The 18,426-nt window shown below is 61.8% G+C and carries 15 protein-coding genes; 4 read left to right on the top strand and 11 right to left on the bottom strand.

What is annotated here, in order from left to right; genetic code table 11:
• Window positions 1-104: 104 nt before the first annotated feature.
• The gene (locus NVV94_RS13775) at window positions 105-1,130 is read left to right on the top strand and encodes a site-specific integrase (RefSeq protein ID WP_258442952.1); all 1,026 of its coding nucleotides are present in this window, start codon (window positions 105-107) and stop codon (window positions 1,128-1,130) included.
• On the opposite strand, the gene NVV94_RS13780 is transcribed toward NVV94_RS13775, so the two are convergent.
• From NVV94_RS13780 to NVV94_RS13820, 9 genes are all read right to left on the bottom strand, one after another.
• Entirely contained in the window at window positions 1,111-2,313 is a 1,203-nt protein-coding gene (locus NVV94_RS13780) for a benzoate/H(+) symporter BenE family transporter (protein WP_258442953.1), read from the bottom strand. The two genes, NVV94_RS13775 and NVV94_RS13780, sit on opposite strands and share 20 nt — an antisense overlap.
• Before the next feature lie 174 nt (window positions 2,314-2,487).
• Window positions 2,488-3,267 carry a 1,6-dihydroxycyclohexa-2,4-diene-1-carboxylate dehydrogenase gene (locus NVV94_RS13785; RefSeq protein ID WP_258442954.1) on the bottom strand — a complete coding sequence of 260 codons (780 nt, stop codon included), beginning with the start codon at window positions 3,265-3,267 and terminating at the stop codon, window positions 2,488-2,490.
• 139 nt (window positions 3,268-3,406) lie between these two features.
• A complete protein-coding gene (benC, locus tag NVV94_RS13790; protein ID WP_258442955.1) occupies window positions 3,407-4,420 on the bottom strand; it encodes a benzoate 1,2-dioxygenase electron transfer component BenC in 1,014 nt (337 codons plus the stop codon).
• A 10-nt stretch (window positions 4,421-4,430) separates the two neighbouring features.
• The gene (gene benB, locus NVV94_RS13795) at window positions 4,431-4,919 is read right to left on the bottom strand and encodes a benzoate 1,2-dioxygenase small subunit (protein WP_258442956.1); all 489 of its coding nucleotides are present in this window, start codon (window positions 4,917-4,919) and stop codon (window positions 4,431-4,433) included.
• Window positions 4,916-6,280 carry a benzoate 1,2-dioxygenase large subunit gene (benA, locus tag NVV94_RS13800; protein ID WP_258442958.1) on the bottom strand — a complete coding sequence of 455 codons (1,365 nt, stop codon included), beginning with the start codon at window positions 6,278-6,280 and terminating at the stop codon, window positions 4,916-4,918. Before benA ends, benB begins: the two co-directional genes overlap by 4 nt.
• Before the next feature lie 191 nt (window positions 6,281-6,471).
• Window positions 6,472-7,428, bottom strand: a complete 957-nt coding sequence (locus NVV94_RS13805; RefSeq protein WP_258442959.1) for an AraC family transcriptional regulator — start codon at window positions 7,426-7,428, stop codon at window positions 6,472-6,474.
• Window positions 7,429-7,542: 114 nt separating this feature from the next.
• Window positions 7,543-8,472 (bottom strand): catechol 1,2-dioxygenase, encoded by a 930-nt coding sequence (gene catA, locus NVV94_RS13810; protein ID WP_258442960.1) that lies wholly within the window; start codon window positions 8,470-8,472, stop codon window positions 7,543-7,545.
• A 49-nt stretch (window positions 8,473-8,521) separates the two neighbouring features.
• Window positions 8,522-8,812, bottom strand: coding sequence for a muconolactone Delta-isomerase (gene catC / locus NVV94_RS13815; RefSeq protein WP_258442961.1), 291 nt, complete (start codon window positions 8,810-8,812; stop codon window positions 8,522-8,524).
• 10 nt (window positions 8,813-8,822) lie between these two features.
• Window positions 8,823-9,971: a muconate cycloisomerase family protein gene (locus NVV94_RS13820; RefSeq protein WP_258442962.1), complete on the bottom strand. Its 1,149-nt coding sequence runs from the start codon at window positions 9,969-9,971 to the stop codon at window positions 8,823-8,825.
• 305 nt (window positions 9,972-10,276) lie between these two features.
• On the opposite strand from NVV94_RS13820, the gene NVV94_RS13825 reads away from it, so the two are divergent.
• Entirely contained in the window at window positions 10,277-10,525 is a 249-nt protein-coding gene (locus NVV94_RS13825) for a hypothetical protein (RefSeq protein WP_258442964.1), read from the top strand.
• 112 nt (window positions 10,526-10,637) lie between these two features.
• Window positions 10,638-11,234 carry a class I SAM-dependent methyltransferase gene (locus tag NVV94_RS13830; protein ID WP_258442965.1) on the top strand — a complete coding sequence of 199 codons (597 nt, stop codon included), beginning with the start codon at window positions 10,638-10,640 and terminating at the stop codon, window positions 11,232-11,234.
• Between the two features lie 6 nt (window positions 11,235-11,240).
• On the opposite strand, the gene NVV94_RS13835 is transcribed toward NVV94_RS13830, so the two are convergent.
• Window positions 11,241-11,411: a metallothionein gene (locus NVV94_RS13835; protein ID WP_258442966.1), complete on the bottom strand. Its 171-nt coding sequence runs from the start codon at window positions 11,409-11,411 to the stop codon at window positions 11,241-11,243.
• Window positions 11,412-11,640: 229 nt separating this feature from the next.
• Here NVV94_RS13835 and NVV94_RS13840 point away from each other — a divergent pair, with 229 nt between their 5' ends.
• Window positions 11,641-12,255: a Yip1 family protein gene (locus NVV94_RS13840; protein WP_258442967.1), complete on the top strand. Its 615-nt coding sequence runs from the start codon at window positions 11,641-11,643 to the stop codon at window positions 12,253-12,255.
• A 24-nt stretch (window positions 12,256-12,279) separates the two neighbouring features.
• Here NVV94_RS13840 and NVV94_RS13845 read toward each other — a convergent pair whose 3' ends face one another.
• Complete coding sequence (locus NVV94_RS13845) at window positions 12,280-18,351, bottom strand: CHAT domain-containing protein (RefSeq protein ID WP_258442968.1); 6,072 nt, start codon at window positions 18,349-18,351, stop codon at window positions 12,280-12,282.
• Between the last annotated feature and the right edge of the window lie 75 nt (window positions 18,352-18,426).

Genomic DNA, 18,426 nt, shown 5'->3' on the forward strand with positions numbered 1-18,426 from the left:
CGATATCGTACCGTATAACGTACCATGTATTTACATACTATAACCCAAAGAAAACAAACCCTCTAAAAGAACATTGCTCTGATAAAATAATTGAGCGTTATCGCATGTTAATAGCGAAAATCGCCCAGGGCGGAGCGCAAACAGTACGTTTGGAGGCGGTAGCAGTGAGCAAGGTCGATCGATACCTGGAAGCCGGCACGCGGGAGAACACCCGACGCAGCTATCGGGCAGCAGTGGAGCACTTCGAAGTGAGCTGGGGTGGCTTTTTGCCAGCAACGGCTGACAGCATTGCCCGATACCTCGCCGATTACGCCGAGCAACACTCCATCAATACCCTCAAGCAGCGGTTGGCGGCGTTGGCGCAATGGCACATCAGCCAGGGCTTCCCCGATCCGACCAAGGCCCCGATGGTGCGGCAGATGCTCAAGGGTATCCGCGCCCTGCACCCGGCCCAGGAAAAGCAGGCAGCGCCGCTGCTGCTGCAGCACCTGGAGAAAACCATCCGCAACCTCGACCAGCAGGCACGCCAGGCTGCCGCCGCACAGGATCTGGCCAGCCTGATGCGGGCCCGGCGCGATGCGGCACTATTGTTGATCGGGTTCTGGCGCGGATTTCGCGGTGATGAGCTGTCGCGGTTGCAGGTCGAAGATATCCAGGCCGAGCCCGCAGTCGGCATGACCTTGTACCTGCCGCACAGCAAGGGCGATCGTCAGCACATCGGTACCCGCTATCGCACCCCTGCCCTGAAGCTGTTGTGCCCGGTGCAGGCATACCTGGACTGGATCAATGTGGCCGGGATTGCGCGTGGCGCGGTGTTCCGCAAGATAGACCGCTGGGGCCACCTGGCCGACAGCGGCTTGAACAGCAACAGCATGATCGCGCTGTTGCGCAGGATTTTCGAGGGCGCGGGCGTGCCCGCCGATCTGTACACCAGCCACTCCCTGCGGCGCGGCTTTGCCACCTGGGCGACCGCCAATGGCTGGGACATCAAGGCGCTGATGGCCTATGTCGGCTGGAAGGATGTGAAATCGGCGATGCGCTACATCGACCCGTCCATTTCCTTCGGCGGGCTGGCCGCCAGCGCCCCGACCGAGGTATCGCTGCAGCCGGTCAGCCAACGGCTGGAATAGTCGCCGCCTTCTTCCCGACCCTTTTCAGGCTGAGCAGACCATGGGCGGCCAGACCGAAAATCAAACCCCAGAAGGCTGCCGACAACCCCAACAGCGACATTCCGGACGCCGTGACCAGAAAGGTAATCAGCGCCGCTTCCCGGTCCGAAGGTTCTGCCATGGCACCTGCCAACGCCCCGGCAATCGCTGCGAACAGCGCCAGCCCTGCCAGTGCGGCAATCAACTCCTTGGGAAACGCAGTGAATATCGAGACCAGCGTGGCGCCAAAGATACCCAGCAGCAGGTAGAACACCCCGCCCATTACCCCGGCCACATAGCGTTTACGCGGATGTTCGTGGGCTTCCCGGCCGGTACAGATGGCAGCCGTGATCGCCGCCAGGTTCAGGCCATGGCAACCGAACGGCGCCAGCAGCAAACTGCCCAACGCACTACTGGCAATGATCGGGCTGGCAGGCGTCGGGTAACCGGCATTGCGCAACACGGCGATGCCCGGCACGAATTGCCCGGTCAGCGCGACCATCACCAGCGGCAAGGCAATATTGAGTACGGCATGCCAGCTGAACTCGGGAGTGATCCACACCGGCGTCGCGATACCCATCACCAATGCCGCGCTGTTCATTTCCCCACTGGCGATCGCGATCACGCTGCCGACCAGCAACACCGCCAGCACCGCATAGCGCGGCAGCAAGCGCTTGAACACCAGATAGGTCGCGAACATCGCCAGCACCAGCACGGGCTTTTGATTCACCGACACAAACAGCTGGGTGCCGAAACTGAACAGTATCCCCGCCAGCATGGCCGCCGAGATCGCCGCCGGTAGCTTGCCGATGATCTTGTCGAAGGCGCCGCACAGACCGACCAGCAGAATGATCAGGCTGGCGACGATATAAGCCCCCACCGCCTCATTGAGGCTGGTGCCTGGCAACAGGGTCACCAACAGCGCCGAGCCGGGTGCGGACCAGGCGATGATCACCGGCACCTTGAAGCGCAGGCTCAGCACGATGCCCAACACGCCGCTGCCGATGGAGATCGCCCAGATCCACGACGACAGTACGTCCTGCGGCAAGCCTGCAGCCTTGGCGGCCTGGAAGATGATTACCAGGGGGCCGGCATAGGAAATGATCGTGGCAATGAAACCGGCCACCGTGGCCGAAAGCGAGAAATCCTTCAGGAGGTCTTTCACTGGTTTGTACCTTTTACGCCACTATTGCCGGGGAGCCCCTCCGGGGCTCCAGCGCAGCCTGCGGCAGCGGCTACGCCGACCGTGGTGCGCCAACTTGTAGCCGCTGCCGCAGGCTGTCGCAGTGGCGCACCAGCTAAAGGCCGAAGGCCTTTCGGCGATCTCGGATCCCGCAAATCAGCCCTGGTCGCCGCCACCTACCGGCAAGGTCATGCCGGTGATGTAGGAGGCCTCTTCAGATGCCAGGAACAGAATCGCGCCCACCTGCTCGTCGATCGTGCCATAGCGTTTCATCAGGGTGCTGTCGACGGTCTGGTCGACAATCTGCTGGTACCAGACTTTTTCCTGCTCGCTCTGCTCGGCAGTGTTGCGCGGAATACGGCGTGGCGGCGCTTCGGTGCCGCCAGGCGCCGTAGCATTGACCCGCACCCCGCGCCCGGCGGTTTCGAAGGCCAGGCAGGCCGTCAAGGCATTCACGCCACCCTTGGCCGCGCCGTAGGGCACGCGGTTGATGCTGCGCGTGGCAATGGATGAAACATTGACGATGGCGCCACTGCCCTGTTCCAGCATGTAGGGCAGCGCGGCATGACAGCACCACAGGGTCGGGAACAACGAACGACGCACTTCGGCTTCGATCTCGTGCTCCTGATAGTGCTCGAACGGCTTGGCCCAGATGGTACCGCCGACGTTGTTGACCAGGATATCGAGGCGGCCGAAGCGCTCGACCGCCGCCGCCATGACGCGACTGCACTCGCCGTACTGCTCAAGATCGGCGGTCAGGGTCAGCACTTGGGTAATGGCGCCCAGTTGCTCCTGCAGCTCGTAGACCAGCTCCGAGCGATCGACCAGCACCAGCAATGCGCCTTCAGCGGCCATGCGCTCGGCAACGCGTTGGCCGATGCCCTGGGCCGCGCCGGTGACCAGTGCGACTTTTTGATGGAAGCGTTGAGAACTCATAGTGACCTCATGCAAATATCGGGAACACTACCGCCCCCCTGTGGGAGCTGGCTTGCCAGCGATGGGAGCCCCGCGGTGTGTCAGTTATACCGCCATCGCTGGCAAGCCAGCTCCCACAGAAAGGCAGAGCACGTCACCATTAGGCCGCGCTGGCAGCGAATTTCTCGTAATAGAAATTGGTCGGCGTGATGCCCTGTTCGCGGATGTAGTGGCTGACCGCCTCGACCATCGGTGGCGGCCCGCACAGGTACACGTCGACATCGCCGTCGTTCAGGTGCACCGGCTCGATGTGCTGGGTCACGTAACCCTTGCGCGGATACTGGCTGTCGGGGTTGGCGACGCACGCGCTGTAGGTGAAGTTGGGGATGCTCGCCGCCATGGCTTCCAGACGGTCCAGCTCGACCAGGTCAAAGTCGTTGGTCACACCATAGATCAGGTGCAGTGGATGATCGCTGCCCTGCTCCGCAACCTTCTCAAGCATCGCGGTGAACGGCGCAAGCCCGGTACCACCGGCCAGCAGCAACAGCGGGCGGCGAATCTCGCGCAGGTAGAAACTGCCCAGGGGCCCGGCCAGGGTCATATTGTCGCCAGCCTTGGCCAATCCGGTCAGGAAGCTGCTCATCAACCCGCCCGGCACATTGCGGATCAGGAAGCTGACTTCGCCATCACGCTGCAGCGAGCTGAAGGAATACGCGCGGGTCTGTTCGCTGCCCGGCACCTGCAGGTTGACGTACTGGCCCGGCAGGAACGCCAGTCTGCTCAGGGACTCGCCCTTGATTTTCAAGGCGATGGTGCTGTCGGACAGCTGCTCGACCGCGCTGATAGCGCCGCTGAAGCTGGCCTGCTGGGTGCGGCAGACGTCCGAGGACGCCGGCACCCGCACTACGCAATCACTTTGCGCGCGCATCTGGCAGGTCAGCACATAACCTTGCTCGGCTTCATCGGCGCTGAGCGCGTCTTCGATATATTCCTCGCCCAGGTCGTACTTGCCCGACTCGGCGAAGCACTTGCAGGTGCCGCAGGCGCCATCGCGGCAGTCCAATGGAATGTTGATACCCTGGCGGTATGCGGCGTCGGCCACGGTTTCGGTGGCGGTACCGTCGATGAAGCGGGTCACCCCGTCTTCAAAGTTGAGCGCGATCTTGTAGGTCATGATGGCAGCCTCAGATGTGGTAGACGTCGATCACCTGGCGAACGTAGTCGTTCTTCAGGATGACTTTCTTGGCTTTGATCAGCGGCTGCTCGCCACGGATATCCAGGGTGTAGAAACTGCTGCCGAAATAGCTGTCGACAGTCTTGTAGCGAAAGCTCAGGGTGTGCCAGTTGAAGCGCACCTTGCACAGGCCATCGCCCTGCTCCAGCAACTCGATGTTGCTGATGTTGTGCGAGGTCCGGGTGTCCGGCACGCTGGCGCTGGAGCGCTCGGTCTTGATGCGGAAGATGCGGTCTTCGAGACCTGTGCGGTTGCCGTACCAGATCAGCGAGATTTCGGTCTGCGGGTCTTCGGTCAGCTCGTCGTTGTCGTCCCAGGACGGCATCCAGAAGGTGGCGTCGGCGGCATACAGCTCGAGCCAGCTGTCCCAGTCCTTGTCGTCCAGGTAGCGCGCTTCGCGGTACAGGAAGTCGCGCACTGCTTCATAGGAAATGCTCATTGCGCGGCCTCCACGGGGATCAGGTTGGCTTGCTCGTCGGCCAGGGCCTGGAGCATGGTCTCCTGCCAGTACTTGTGCTGCAGCACGAACAGGCCTTCGTCTTCGGTACGCACGCCGCTGAGCAGTGGCTTGAGGTCGATTTCCTCGGCGGCCGCATCGGCGCCTTCGATCCAGTGCTCGGCACCGCGGGACATGTCGTTCCAGGCGGTGGTGCTGCCCTGGTAGCCCATCTGGCAGGAGCGGAACTCTTCCAGATCGTCAGGCGTGGCCATGCCGCTGACGTTGAAGAAGTCCTCGTACTGGCGAATCCGCCGCGAACGCGCTTCGGCACTTTCGCCCTTGGGCGCGATGCAGTAGATGGTGATTTCGGTGCGATTGACCGAGATCGGCCGGGCAATGCGGATCTGCGAGCTGAACTGGTCCATCAGGTACACATTGGGGTACAGGCACAGGTTGCGCGAGTTTTCGATCATCCAGTCGGCGCGAGCCTTGCCGAAATCCTGCGCCAGTTCGTCGCGGCGCTCGTACAGCGGGCGGTCCTCGGGGTTGGCCCAGCGGGTCCAGAGCAGCATATGGCCCTTGTCGAACGAGTAGAAACCCCCGCCCTGCTTGGCCCAGCTACCGGCGCTCATGGTCGGGTTCTCGTCACCGGCTTCGCGCTGCTTGCGCTGGTTCTGGGTGGCGGCGTAGTTCCAGTGCACGGAACTCACGTGGTAACCGTCGGCGCCATTCTCGGCGGTCAGTTTCCAGTTGCCCTCATAGATGTAGCTGGAGGAGCCGCGCAGTACTTCAAGGCCATCGGCGGACTGGTCGACAATCATGTCGATGATCTTCGCCGACTCGCCCAGGTGCTCGACCAATGGCACGACATCCGCCTTCAGGCTGCCGAACAGGAAGCCGCGATAGGATTCGAACCGGGCAACCTTGGTCAGGTCGTGGGAGCCTTCGCAGTTGAAGCTCGACGGGTAACCTGCCGCCGCCGGGTCCTTGACCTTGAGCAGCTTGCCGGAGTTGTTGAAGGTCCAGCCATGGAACGGGCAGGTATAGGAGGCCTTGTTGCCGGTCTTGTGGCGGCAGAGCATCGCGCCACGGTGACTGCAGGCATTGATGAAGGCATTGAGCTCACCGTCCTTGTTGCGGGCAATGAAAATCGATTGCCGGCCCATGGTGGTGGTGTAGAAGTCGTTCTTGTTGGGGATCTGGCTCTCGTGTGCGAGGTACAGCCAGTTACCTTCGAAGATGTGTTGCATTTCGAGGTCAAAGAGACGCGGATCGGTGAACATCTCCCGTTTGCAACGGTAGATACCCTTGTCTTTGTCTTCTTCAAGCAGGGAGTGAAGATATTCGGGTCGCAGGGTCATGGCCGCCGCCTCCATTGTTTTTGTTCAGGCAAGGCTCATGCTAGAACTAGGAGGCAAAGGCCAATATCCGCTTAATGCAGATCACTATCCGTTTTTTGCAGCGGCCGTTTTCTGCAGCAGCCGTTTTCTGCAGCGACCGTTTTCTGCAGCGTCCGTTTCTTGCAATCGACTGGAGGCGCCGGGCAGATCGCTCAGCGACGGCGCTTGAGGGTATCGGAGGGCAGTTCGCCGAACTGGTTGCGGTAGATTTCGGAAAAACGCCCCAGGTGCAGGAAGCCATAGTCCATGGCCAGCTCCGTGACATTGCGCACGTTGCAGCTGGGGTCGCTCAGGCAGGCATTGACCCGCTCGAGCTTCTTCTGGCGAATGTAGTGCTTGGGCGTGGTCCGGGCATTGCGCTCGAACACCCCGTAGAGCGAGCGCAGGCTGACATTGGCCTGGCGTGCCAGTTCGTCGATGCAGATGTCCTGCTTGAGGTTGCGCTCGATGTAGTCGGCGATCGCCTCGAAGGTCACCGACTGCGATCCAAGATTGCCCCGGCTGACGTTGTTTTTCATCAGGCTCAGCATCTTGCTCGCGACGATCTGCGCGTAATGCTCCTGGACATTGGGCATCGATTCGCTGGCCTCGGCCTCCTGGCAGACCATGGCCAGCAGGCTGACAAAACCTTCCAGCTCGTTCAACTGGTAGCGGTTCTCCAGAAAGCGCACATCCTGCCCCGGATGCACCCAACGCTGCTGGGTACAGACCGATTCGATCAGGCTGGTGGGCATTTTCACGATGAATTTTTCGCAATCGTCGGAATAGGTCAGGTCGACCGGATCATCCGGATTGATCAGCAACAATTCGCCTGGGGCGAAATAATGCTCCTGCCCATGCCCGCGCCACAGGCAATTGCCCTGCAGCAAGACCTGCAAGTGATAGATGGTTTCCAGGGCCGGCGAGGTGACGCGCACGCTGCCGCCGTAGCTGATCCGGCACAGATCGAGGCTGGCGAACTTGCGGTGATTGAGGCTGGCTTGCGGGATGCCATACCTGGGCAGGCGTATGCAATGGCCGCCCACATGCTGATTGACATAGCCGGACACCGCATAGGGGTCGGCATGATCAAACACCATGCTGCGTTCACTGAGCAGACGCGCATCCATAAACAGATCACTCTAATTGTTGTTATCAGGCACAGTTCATTCTATCGAAGTCCAGACAAAGCGAAAGGCCGCGAGATCAATGGTCTCGCAGCCTTGTTGTCGTGCCTGTGACTATCAGTCTTCCAGTGCGCGAACCCGCTCGTGGCGCTGTTGCAGCTTGGGCTCGGCCGCGGACTGCAGGGTGAAATCGAATTCGATTTCGGCAAAACGCCCTTCCACGCCATGCTCGGCCGCACGCTGCTGATCTTCGCTGAAGGTGATATGGGCGATCAGCTCGTCGCGGGTAGCATAGGCGAAGTCATCGTGCAGGTACTTGTCACCGGCCAGGTTGATCTGGGTGGTCAGGTGACGATGGTCCGGCGCCGAGATGAAGAAGTGGATATGCGCCGGGCGCTGACCGTGACGGCCCAGTTGGTCGAGCAGTTGCTGGGTCGGGCCGTCCGGCGGGCAACCGTAGCCCGACGGCACGATGCTACGGAAACGGTAGCGACCTTCGGCATCGGTGACGATGCGACGACGCAGGTTGAATTCCGACTGGCTGCCGTCGAAGTAGGAATAGGTACCGCCGGTGTTGGCCTGCCACACGTCGACGATGGCGCCGGCCAGCGGCTCGCCGTTGGTGTTGGTGACCCGGCCTTGCATGAACAGCGGGACGCCCGGGTCGGTGCCGTCGTCCAGGCGCGCTTCGTAGTTCGACAGCGGCGCGCCGGCCACATACAGCGGGCCTTCGATGGTACGCGGGGTGCCGCCGGTCTGGCCGGCCTGCTCGTCTGCGGCGTCCATCAGCAGGTCCAGGTAGTGCTCCAGGCCCAGGCCTGCTACTACCAGGCCAGCTTCCTGACGGGCGCCCAGCTCATTGAGGTAGTTGACCGCTTTCCAGAACTCTTCCGGGGTTACGTTGAGGTCTTCGATGATGTTTACGGTATCACGCAGGATACGGTAGATCAGGGCCTTGGCGCGTGGGCTGCCGGCATCGTTGTGCAGGCCGCTGGCTTCTTCGAGAAACTTCTGAGCTTCGACAGTGTGGGAAATTTTTACATTCATGATTACATCCTCATCTTGTATTTATTAGAAGCTGCTACAGACGGTTCGCTCAGCGATCGTCCTCGTGAATCGAGGAAGGATGGCGGCACAGCGCATTCACCTCGATGGCCATGTACGGGTAAAGCGGCAGCTGCATCAGCAGGTCATGCAGTTCTTGTACGCTATCGACGTCGAATACGCTGTAGTTCGCGTAAAGGCCGGCGATGCGCCACAGGTGGCGCCACTTGCCCTGCGCTTGCAGGCGCTGGGCCAGGGCCTTTTCGTCGGCCTTGAGCCTGGCGGCGCGCTCGGGATCCATGTCGACTGGCAGGTTCACAGTCATTTTTACGTGAAACAGCATGATGCTCTCCTCAAGCCTGGTGAATGGCAGTGGTGGGTTTGTCGCGTCGGAAGAACGCCAGGCGCTCTTCGTCCAGGCTCAAGCCCAGCCCGGGCGCTTGCGACACATGCAGGTGGAAGTCGCGGTAAACCGGCTTCTCGCAAATGATGTCTTCGGTCAGCAGCAGCGGGCCGAACAGTTCGGTGTCCCAGCTCAATTTGTTCAGGGTCAGGCAGGCATGTGCCGTGGCCAGGGTGCCGATACCGCCTTCGAGCATGGTGCCGCCATACAGCCCGATGCCCGCAGCTTCGGCGATTGCCGCAGTGCGCAGGATCGCCCGAGGGCCGCCGTTCTTGGCGATCTTCAAGGCGAACACCGAGGCCGCGCCTTCGCGGGCCAGGTTGAAGGCATCCTCGACGCATTCGATGGACTCATCGGCCATGATCGGCACCGGGCTGATGGCATTCAGGCGCACCATCCCCATGCGGTTGTTGCGTGAAATCGGTTGTTCGATCAGGTCGATACCGTTGTCGCCCAGGATCCGGCAGGCGCGCAGCGCTACCGCTTCGTCCCAGGCCTGGTTGACGTCCACTCGTACGCTGGCGCGATCGCCCAGGGCCTTTTTGATCGCGATGACATGGGCCAGGTCGCGGTTGACCTCGCCGGCGCCGATCTTCAGCTTGAAAATACGGTGGCGGCGAACATCGAGCATGTGCTCGGCTTCGGCGATGTCTTTGGCGGTATCGCCGCTGGCCAGGGTCCAGGCCACCGGCAAGGAATCGCGCACACGACCGCCCAGCAGCTCGCTCACCGGCAGGCCCAGGCGCTTGCCCAGCGCGTCGAGCAGCGCGGTTTCAATGCCGGACTTGGCGAAGGTATTGCCTTTTATGCTGCGCTCCAGACGCAACATGGCGGCATTGATGTTGTTGCTGTCCTGGCCGATCAGCAAGGGGGTGAAATGCTGGTCGATGTTGGTCTTGATGCTGTCCGGGCTTTCGCCGCCATAGCTCAGGCCGCCGATGGTGGTCGATTCGCCGATACCTTCGATGCCGTCGGCGCAACGCAGGCGGATGATCACCAGGGTCTGATTCTGCATGGTGTGCATCGCCAGCTTGTGCGGGCGGATGGTCGGCAGATCGACGATGATCGTCTCGATGGATTCAATGGCTGAAGAAAGCATGACGATACCCACTAGGTTCTTGAATTTCTGTAGGGATTCTCGTACGGCTTTTTTCGGTGATCCAATATTGATTTGGTCTCGATCGATACCTTTAAGGTATGCATCGTCTGTTCGGGCCTCATCGCTGCGGTCCGGCGATCCGGCAAGCCAGCTCCTACATGGACCGCGTGAACCTGTAGGAGCTGGCTTGCCAGATCGCCGGACCGCAGCAATGGGCTGCAAAGCAGCCTCGACAGAAGCAGCCATACGCAAGATGGCGAACTAGGCTCTAAGTAAATTCTTCATCGCCGCAAGGAACACCCCCCATGGACTACCTGGACCTCGTGCAATGGCCAGCCATGCTCATGACCGTGCTGGCAGCCTGGATGATCGGCTCACAACAACCGCGTCGCCGCGTTTCGGGTTTCATCTGCTTCATCGTCAGCAACGTGCTGTGGGCCATCTGGGGTTACCACACCCAGGCCTGGGCGTTGATCGTGCTGCAGTTCTGCCTGTGCGCCATGAACCTGCGCGGCATGAAGAAGAATACCGATAGCGCCGCTGCCGGGGGCTGAGGCTCAAATTGAACCCGGAACCGATTTCGACTGCCCAAGTCCATGTACATGAACGGAGGTCAGCCGCTCAACGTTTTGGGTAACCCGTGCAACCTTTCGGGAGGATCCTGCCATGAGTACACCACCCGAAGCTTTCCAGGGCCGCGGCGGCAACCACGACCCCCGGGCCTTGCGCCGGCGCTGGTACGAGCAACGCAAGCGCGACTTGATTCTCGCGACCTTGCAACGCCAGCGTTACCAGCGCATTTTCGAGCCCGCCTGCGCCAGCGGCGAGTTGAGCCTGGGCCTGTCCGAGCGCTGCGACGAACTGGTGTGCATGGATGTCAGCCCCGGCGCGATCGCACAAGCGCGCCAGCGCTTGAATGGGCATGAGCACGTGCACATCCAACAAGGCCGCTTGCCGGGTGACTGGCCCGCTGGCGAGTTCGATCTGGTGGTGCTCAGCGAATTCGGCTACTGCCTGGATCAGGATGGCTTGCTGCTGGTGATCGAACGCGCCGTCGCCAGCCTCACGACGGACGGCGCCTTGCTGGCATGCCACTGGCTGCACCCCATCGAGGGCTGCCCGCTCGATGGGCGTCAGGTGCATTTTCTGCTCGAACATTTTCTGCATTTTCACCGTACGGTACTGCATGAAGAAACCGATTTCCTGCTCGAGTACTGGTGCCGCCGCCCCTGCGCGATCGATGTTGACGAGGGTATCTTGTGAGTGAGGTTACCCCTTGGGTTTTTCAGCGCAGTGACATTTGGCGGACGCGGTGCACGGCTCACCGTTGGGGTGATGATCGGCGCACGCCTGGCAGCAATAGTGCTTGCCATGGCGAACGATGCCATGTTCGCCGACGTTGCAGTTGCAGCTCGGACAGTCGCAGGTACGTTCAGTCATGATCGGACTCCGTGGTGTCAGGTGGTCCCGAAGCGTCGTACAGCAGCGCTCGTGAACTAATAACTATAGCGGCTGCCTATTGAAGCATTGACCCCCTGGCCTGCCAAATCACTCCTTCGCGACGCCCTTTCGTCCCTGCCCTACAATAAAACATGAAACCCTTGGCGCGCCGTGGTCTCAAAGGAGCATCAGGCAGCGTTCGCGCGTCGCGCCCGTTCGGGAGGTTCTCATGACAGCGCATTTCGTAAAGCTCTTCACCCACCCCAACTTCGCCTGGACAGAAATCCGCGAGGAAGAGGAACACCACCCCCGCCACTACCTGGGCCATCTGCTGCTTTTGTCCCTGATTCCTGCGGTGTGCCTGTTCATCGGCACGACTCTCGTGGGCTGGGGGCTGGCGGAGAATGAAACCGTGAAGCTGAGCCAGGCCAGTGCCTTGCAGCTCAGCGGTCTGTTGTACCTGACCATTCTGGCCGGGGTGGTGATCATGGGCTTGTTCATCCGCTGGATGTCGAGGACCTTCGATGCTCGCCCGACCGCCAATCAATGCATCGGTTTCGTCGCCTACACGGCTACTCCGTTTTTTGTCGCCGGCGTTACCGGCCTGTACCCGGAGCGCTGGCTGGCAGTGACCCTGCTGGGGCTCGCGTCGATCTACTCGACCTTCCTGCTGTACACAGGCTTGCCGACGTTCATGCGCGTGCGCAAGGAAGAAGGCCTGTTGTTCTCGACCTGCACCTGGGGCGTAGGCCTGCTGGTGCTGGTCACGATGCTGGTCTTGATGATCCTGATCTGGTTCAACGTATTGACGCCTGAGTACATGCGGCCACCGGTGACCAGTTAAATGCCGGGCGCGCGGAGGTAAGAGTTACTTGCCCTTGGGCTTGCCAGCCCTGGATCTTGCGCGTGCTGTTGCCGTAGTGCCTGGTCGTGCCGGCTCGGCGGTGGCCTCGGCGGCCGCCTTGAACGGCAGGTCGCATGCCAGCACCTCGAGCCGGTCGCCCTTTTGCAGGGCCTCGGCCAGGCTTTCCAGCGTCTGGGCCTTGTGTAAGTCGCCCTTGCCGCCGCGTAAAGAGAGGAAACTGGCCAACAGGCCCAGCTGCTTGACCACCGAATCGAACTGGCGAACCGAGGCACGCTGGCCTTGCAAGGCGTCCCAATAGAGATTGCACAGCCCCGCCACTTCGTTATCGGCAACCACGCCCTTGGCCTGCGGCAGGTTGCCGGTCAACAGCCAGCCCGCCACGGCCGCATCGGCCGACATCACGGCATCGAAGAAATCGAAGCCGTTCTGGAAGCGCACCCGCGCAGCCGTCTGGCAGCGCACCACGTCACTCGGGTCGGCATGCACATTCCCCAGCAAGGCATCGAGTTGCAAACGGTTTATGCGCGCATAGGGGTTCCAGCCGGGCATGTTCGGGTCGCCCTCGCCCAGTGCATAGGCATCCCGGGCCTTGATCAGGATTGGTTCCACGACCTTCCACGGCTTGCTCGCCATCCACAGGATGACCGCCTTGCGCTTGTAGGCGCTGCCCAGAATCGCCTGGCGCTCTGAATGCACGACATCGCAACTCTGGACGTCGTCCGGGCTGTCTGGATGGGGGCTGGCGAGCTTGATCAGCGCAGCCGCACGGGCAATGGCCGCGTTGATCAACACCAGGGCCGAATCGGCCATCTCCCTGGCGATGCTTTCATCCTCGGCGCGCGCGGTCTTGCGCAGCAGTTGTGCCTGTTCTGCCAGTGCCTGTGCCCGACGCGCCTCGATATTGATCAGTTGTTCGACCGACCGCAGCGGCACGATGGCCCGGGCAAAGTCCGCCGCAATCGACTGTAACAGCGCCGTGCAAGCGGCTTCGTAGCCCTGCTGGCCGCATTCGCTGTAAAGCAACCCAAGCGTGTATTGAACTTCGGGCATCTGCGCCCATTGTGGTGGCAAGGTCCGCAGCCGTTGGGCTACCCGCCGCGACAGCGTCTCAAAGTCGAACCGGGCAGTTCCCGCGCATGGCGCCAGTGCGGCCAGCCGAATGCGCTCGAGCCAATCGAGCAGTTCTTCCGGTGCTCGCAGGGGCACATCGAGTTTGATATCGCCGGGCAGTAGCTTGAGCTGGAAGGATGGATCGCCATAGGCCTGGTAGGCACCCCAGGTATTGCAGCCGGCATGGCTGTCGAGGGTCGACAGGCGCGCATGGCTGATCGCCGCGCCAAAGCTGTCGCCATGCATGGCCATGCGCATGAAGAAGGTTTCGGCGAAGGTCTTGGCCGCCTCGTCGCCTACTTCCCAACCGGCTGCAACGACGCACCGCACGCCCATGTTGATCAGTTCCCGGGCCAGGCTTGCGGCCAGGCGATTGTCGTTCTTGCCATATTCCTCCACCTTGGCCAGGTGACAACAACTGAGAAAGACCAGGTCGGGAACGATTTCCATGCGATCGATTTCAGCCGCGGTCAGCAACAGCCCGTCGGACAGCACCACGCCGCTGCGATAGATACCGTCGGCACCGGCCTTGCCGAAAATGCCATGGGCAGAGATAACCAGTACCCGATAAGGCCGGGCAAAGAGTTGCGTGAACACCTCGCCTGCCCCGGCGCCGGAGCTGACCGGGTATGTGGTATAGCCTGCACCCTCAAGCACATGGGCAACGGCTTCACCTTCTTTTTCTGCGCCATCAAGGGTCTGCAGTCTGTCTTCCTGTGGTGCGCCTGTGGGCGTCACTCGTTGCTTCCAATCCGCCCCTCCGAACTGGGTGTAGTAACCCTCGGTGCTGGGGTTGGCTATGACGCAGGCGGTCATGCTGTCGGTACGTATCACCTGGCGGCGGAAACGCTCGGTGATGAACTGCCGGATCATGCGGGTGCGCTTGATCAGCGGTTCGCCATCGGCTTCGAGCATCTCCCACGGCAAGTTGGCACTGCTTTCGTCGACCATCAGGATAAGGTTGCGCGAGCGACGTACCGAGGACTTGAACTCCAGCGGCAGCAGCAGCTGGAACAAGGTGTTCCCGAAAAAGGAATGCTTTTGGTAGTCCGTGCAGCCTCGCCCTTTCAGTGCGCTGTCGACCAGTTTTTCCACCAGCCCCGGCTGGCGCTGTTCGACCAGCGCTTCTACCCGCGCCTTTTCGCCCATGTAGGCAAAGCGAAAGCTCCTGGCGCGCAGCAAAACCGGCGCCGTCGTCCCATCATGGCTCGGCGTGCCGTCGATAAGGTCGTCGCTGCTGACAGACAGGCGCGGCCAGTAGTCGCTGAAAGGGTTGACGCTCAGGCGCTGACGAACGCCTTCGCCGTATTGCAACTCGTCCGCCAACTCCAGTTTGGTTTCCAGTTGCGAGAGTTCTGTCACCAGGTTCTTGTCCAGTTCGCTGACGGCATAGGCAGCCGAAATCGCGGTATCGCGGAAGACTTCGACCATCTCCAGGCGCGAGATGAATGCCTGGGTCGCGCCCCGCTCCGCCGCGCCGGCGGCGAAATCGCGATTGGCCAGAAGCACGCCCAGCACCACCGCTTTTACCGAGTCGCCAATGCTCAATTGTGCACTGGAGTTGGTGCCGATCAGCAGACTCGCCAGGCGCAACGACAAGGCCGAACCTTGCGCGAGGGAAGTCGACTCGCTCTGCTCTTTTCCATAGAAATCAGAGGCATGCAGCAAATACCTCAAAACACCTGCACGAACGGCCTGGGTCACGCCTTCGGACGACAGCGTGCCCATTTCCCCCAGGCCGACGATCAAGGCGCCGCGCCCGGTCTGGCGCAGGTGCTCTTCAGCCGAGCGTGGCATCAGCACCACCGTGGCATTGCCCAGCTCACCGGAATGAATGCCGAGCCGCTGGCGATGGCTGAGGGCACCGTTGACCAGGGTTTGATCGATCACAGCTTCAGCACCGGCAATCGGGTCGCCGCGGTAGTGGCCGCACATGATCGGGACTTGCACGAAACTCAAATCCATCGCTTTTACAATGACTTGCAACACCTTCTTCTTGCGACTTCGAAGCATGCTGCCGCGGCTGCCGAGCATCCGGCTGACCAATTCCTGATCCGTTGGGTAGGCCGGGGGCCCGCCGCGGTAAATGATCAGGGGAGCACGCTGCTCTTCACCCCGGCTCACCGGCAGCCGGCCCAGCTTGTTGGGTACGCCCTTGCTCAACAGCGCCTGGATCTCGCTGAAAAACTCCGTGGTATTGGTCAGCCCGCCATGATCGACGGGCATGTACCAGTAACGTTCCTCCGGCAGATTCTGCAAGCGGCCCGAGCGCCAGGTCACCGAGCCATCGCCATTGGGGGTACCCCGCATCATCACCCGCACGGGCTTGCTGCCCTCATTGACGATTTGCACGCCGCAAGCGGTGTTGTCGGCCTTGCCGAAGACATAGGCAATGCGCTCGTGGTCCAGGTCGACCCAATGGCAATCCTGCATATCCCGCCAGAACCCTCGGGCTTCATCCAGCGCGGCTTGACCGGGACGCCCACCGAGGTTGTTGCCGAACCAGAAGTCGTCGTTCAACCGGGCCAGGCGCAACCAGCTGTTTTCCTGATAGAAGTCCACCACGGCAGGCCCGGCGGCGTCCTCGAAACCGGGTGCCGGCAACAGGTGCAGCGCGCCTGGAAAGCCGGCGACGACATTGAGTATGTCTTGCAGGTTATGCGTGACATCGACCCGGGCCAGCATGCGCATGGTATCGGCTTGGCCGAGCAAGGTTTCCACGAAGGAATAGGAGCCCTGGTTCGGCGTACCGAGCATCAGCAGGCGGCCACCGGGACGCGCCACCAATTCGGGCCAAAGGGTCTTGTCGGCGGCAAAGGCCGCCCGCACCAGCAGTCCGCCCATGCTGTGGGCGAGGATTCTGACCGGTTGATCCGGGTGGGCCGTCAAGGCCTTGCGCATGACCGACGCCAGTCCCTTGCCCAACGTGGCAATGGGCTGGCGCCAGTCGTAGTCATGGATGATCACCTGATGGCTGAGCTGCAGGTGCTCGATCAACTTTGCATAGGTCAGCGTAACGAGACCGTCCTTGCTGACGGTTCTGCGACTGGTCATGGCGATTCTGGGCAAACTGCCGGTCGCCAGACCCAGCGGGTCGAGCCAGACCCGATTGCCATCGGCCGCCAAGTGGCTGCCCATGATGCCCGGCAGGAAGATCAATACGGGCCTGGCAGTGGCGACCGGCGCCTCGCCCCGTTCCTTCGACACCTCGATGGCGGGCTCCAGGTCCGGCAAGGCCAGTGGCTCTTGCCAGGGTGCCCGGGCCTGCGGCGTTGCGTCCAGCAGCCAGGCCCCGAGGGCGTTGGGCAGTGGCAGGTTCAGATACTTCACATCGTCGCGAAAGTAGCGGAAATGATTGACCTGGGCGCTGTGAACGAAAATGGCCCGCGCATCCGTCACGCGGCTCAGAATGCCGCCATACATGGAGTCGGTATCCACGACCAGGTCATTGCGCGCCCGATCGAAAAACGCCCAGTCGACGAACATCACCCCAACGCGTTGCAGTACCCCCGCCCCGGCGGCTTCGATGTCCCCGGCGATCACCGCTATTCTCACCGACGGCGAAACCCTTGCCCGCCCCAACAGCATACCCATCGGCGCTTCAGGCAACATGGCCTCGATGCCCGGTACCGTCTGGGGTTCCAGGCGCTTATCGGCGATTTCCAGCACCACCCGGCTGAGAAACTTGAGCCCGGCATCGGCCAGTTCCCTGGCCTTGGCCCCCGCTACCGGCGTTGCCACCAGCCCGGCGGCAGCCCCGATGCTCCAGGCTCCAAATCTGCGGACCAGCCCGAGCAGGCAGGACAGAAACACGTCCAGGTTATCGGACAGCAAGGCCGTGCCCCGCGCCGGGGCTGCCACGCGCACATAGCGCCCGACCTGCAGGTTCTTTTGCTTGAGCAGGTCGACCAGTTGACGCAGTTTGGCCTGTTCTTCGGCGGCCACTTGTTCGCGTTCACTGGCCAGGGCCGTGTTCTCCCGCTCACGCTCGGCCTCGTCAGGCCTGGGGTTGCTGCGGTAACGCTCGATCAATTCGCCCAGGCCCTTGTCGGAGGGGTCCAGGCACAGCAAATCGCCGATCAGCCCGCCGCGCGAGTGGGTCACGATATTGAGCCGCGTGCCAGGCGCCAGCGTGTTGACCAACGCCAACGCGTTGTCGATCGGGCTTTCGGAGAAGGTCCGGTGCTCGAAGCCGAATATGCGTTGGCCAAACGTGTTTTGCAGGGCTCTCCAGGCGCCGGTTCCCGGCAAATCGCCAAAGCTGCCCAGCGTGTGGGAGCCGGTGCCGTGAATGAACACCAGCAGCGGCCCGGATTGCGCGGCCTCTTCCAGGCGCGCGTCGAGCGGCGCATGGAGGTCCTGGGGCTTGAGCAGCCCGCCATCCCAGCGATAAAGCCCCGGCTCGCCCGCCAGGCTTTTCTCCACAACGGCCATCAAGACCTTGGCGCTGCGGCGCGCCGCCCAATCGATCACCACCCCGCCGAGCGCGTCGGTGATCTGCTCCCGGGCCGCAGCAGTGATGGCATCCTCGGTCAGGGCAAGTTCGGTGATTTGCTGCCAGACCCAGCCGAGGGCGCCCCGGCCGACATCCTGGCTGTCGCGCAAACGCGCGAAGTCGATGACGCCATCCTCATCGACCAGCTCGGGACGGCTACGGCGCAACTGAGCCACGAGCGTATCGGTGCGGATGAAAATCGTCGTCCCATCCGTTGCTTCGAGCGCCAGCAGGCCCTGGTTGCTGGAGAGTACCTCGGTGTGGGGCGCATCGCCGCTGCGGCTGGCCGGGGCCAACTGCCAGGTGCGCTTGACCTGCACATTGCCCAACAAGCTGATGCCAGCCCCGCCCTGGCTCCGACTTCCCGGCACGGTCAAGGCTTGCGGTAACGTCCCGCCGGTGGATCCCGCGCGCGACAACGGCAATTTCAACGCTGGTTGCGGCTCGCTACCCACATCGGTCGGTTTCATGACCTGCGCCTCCACGGCGGTTGGGTGGGCGTAAACGTGCCCCATTAACTAAAGTCCAAACGAGGGGGTATTTCA

Source organism: Pseudomonas sp. LS1212 (assembly GCF_024741815.1).
Lineage (GTDB): Bacteria > Pseudomonadota > Gammaproteobacteria > Pseudomonadales > Pseudomonadaceae > Aquipseudomonas.

Excerpts from the sequence above, each read along its gene's own strand:
- benC (WP_258442955.1), bottom strand. The coding sequence starts at position 4,420 with ATGACCTACAAGATCGCGCTCAACTTTGAAGACGGGGTGACCCGCTTC.
- catA (WP_258442960.1), bottom strand. The coding sequence starts at position 8,472 with ATGAATGTAAAAATTTCCCACACTGTCGAAGCTCAGAAGTTTCTCGAA.
- NVV94_RS13820 (WP_258442962.1), bottom strand. The coding sequence starts at position 9,971 with ATGCTTTCTTCAGCCATTGAATCCATCGAGACGATCATCGTCGATCTG.
- NVV94_RS13840 (WP_258442967.1), top strand. The coding sequence starts at position 11,641 with ATGACAGCGCATTTCGTAAAGCTCTTCACCCACCCCAACTTCGCCTGG.
- NVV94_RS13835 (WP_258442966.1), bottom strand. The coding sequence starts at position 11,411 with ATGACTGAACGTACCTGCGACTGTCCGAGCTGCAACTGCAACGTCGGC.
- NVV94_RS13775 (WP_258442952.1), top strand. The coding sequence starts at position 105 with ATGTTAATAGCGAAAATCGCCCAGGGCGGAGCGCAAACAGTACGTTTG.
- catC (WP_258442961.1), bottom strand. The coding sequence starts at position 8,812 with ATGCTGTTTCACGTAAAAATGACTGTGAACCTGCCAGTCGACATGGAT.
- NVV94_RS13830 (WP_258442965.1), top strand. The coding sequence starts at position 10,638 with ATGAGTACACCACCCGAAGCTTTCCAGGGCCGCGGCGGCAACCACGAC.
- NVV94_RS13805 (WP_258442959.1), bottom strand. The coding sequence starts at position 7,428 with ATGGATGCGCGTCTGCTCAGTGAACGCAGCATGGTGTTTGATCATGCC.
- NVV94_RS13785 (WP_258442954.1), bottom strand. The coding sequence starts at position 3,267 with ATGAGTTCTCAACGCTTCCATCAAAAAGTCGCACTGGTCACCGGCGCG.
- benA (WP_258442958.1), bottom strand. The coding sequence starts at position 6,280 with ATGACCCTGCGACCCGAATATCTTCACTCCCTGCTTGAAGAAGACAAA.
- NVV94_RS13825 (WP_258442964.1), top strand. The coding sequence starts at position 10,277 with ATGGACTACCTGGACCTCGTGCAATGGCCAGCCATGCTCATGACCGTG.
- benB (WP_258442956.1), bottom strand. The coding sequence starts at position 4,919 with ATGAGCATTTCCTATGAAGCAGTGCGCGACTTCCTGTACCGCGAAGCG.
- NVV94_RS13845 (WP_258442968.1), bottom strand. The coding sequence starts at position 18,351 with ATGAAACCGACCGATGTGGGTAGCGAGCCGCAACCAGCGTTGAAATTG.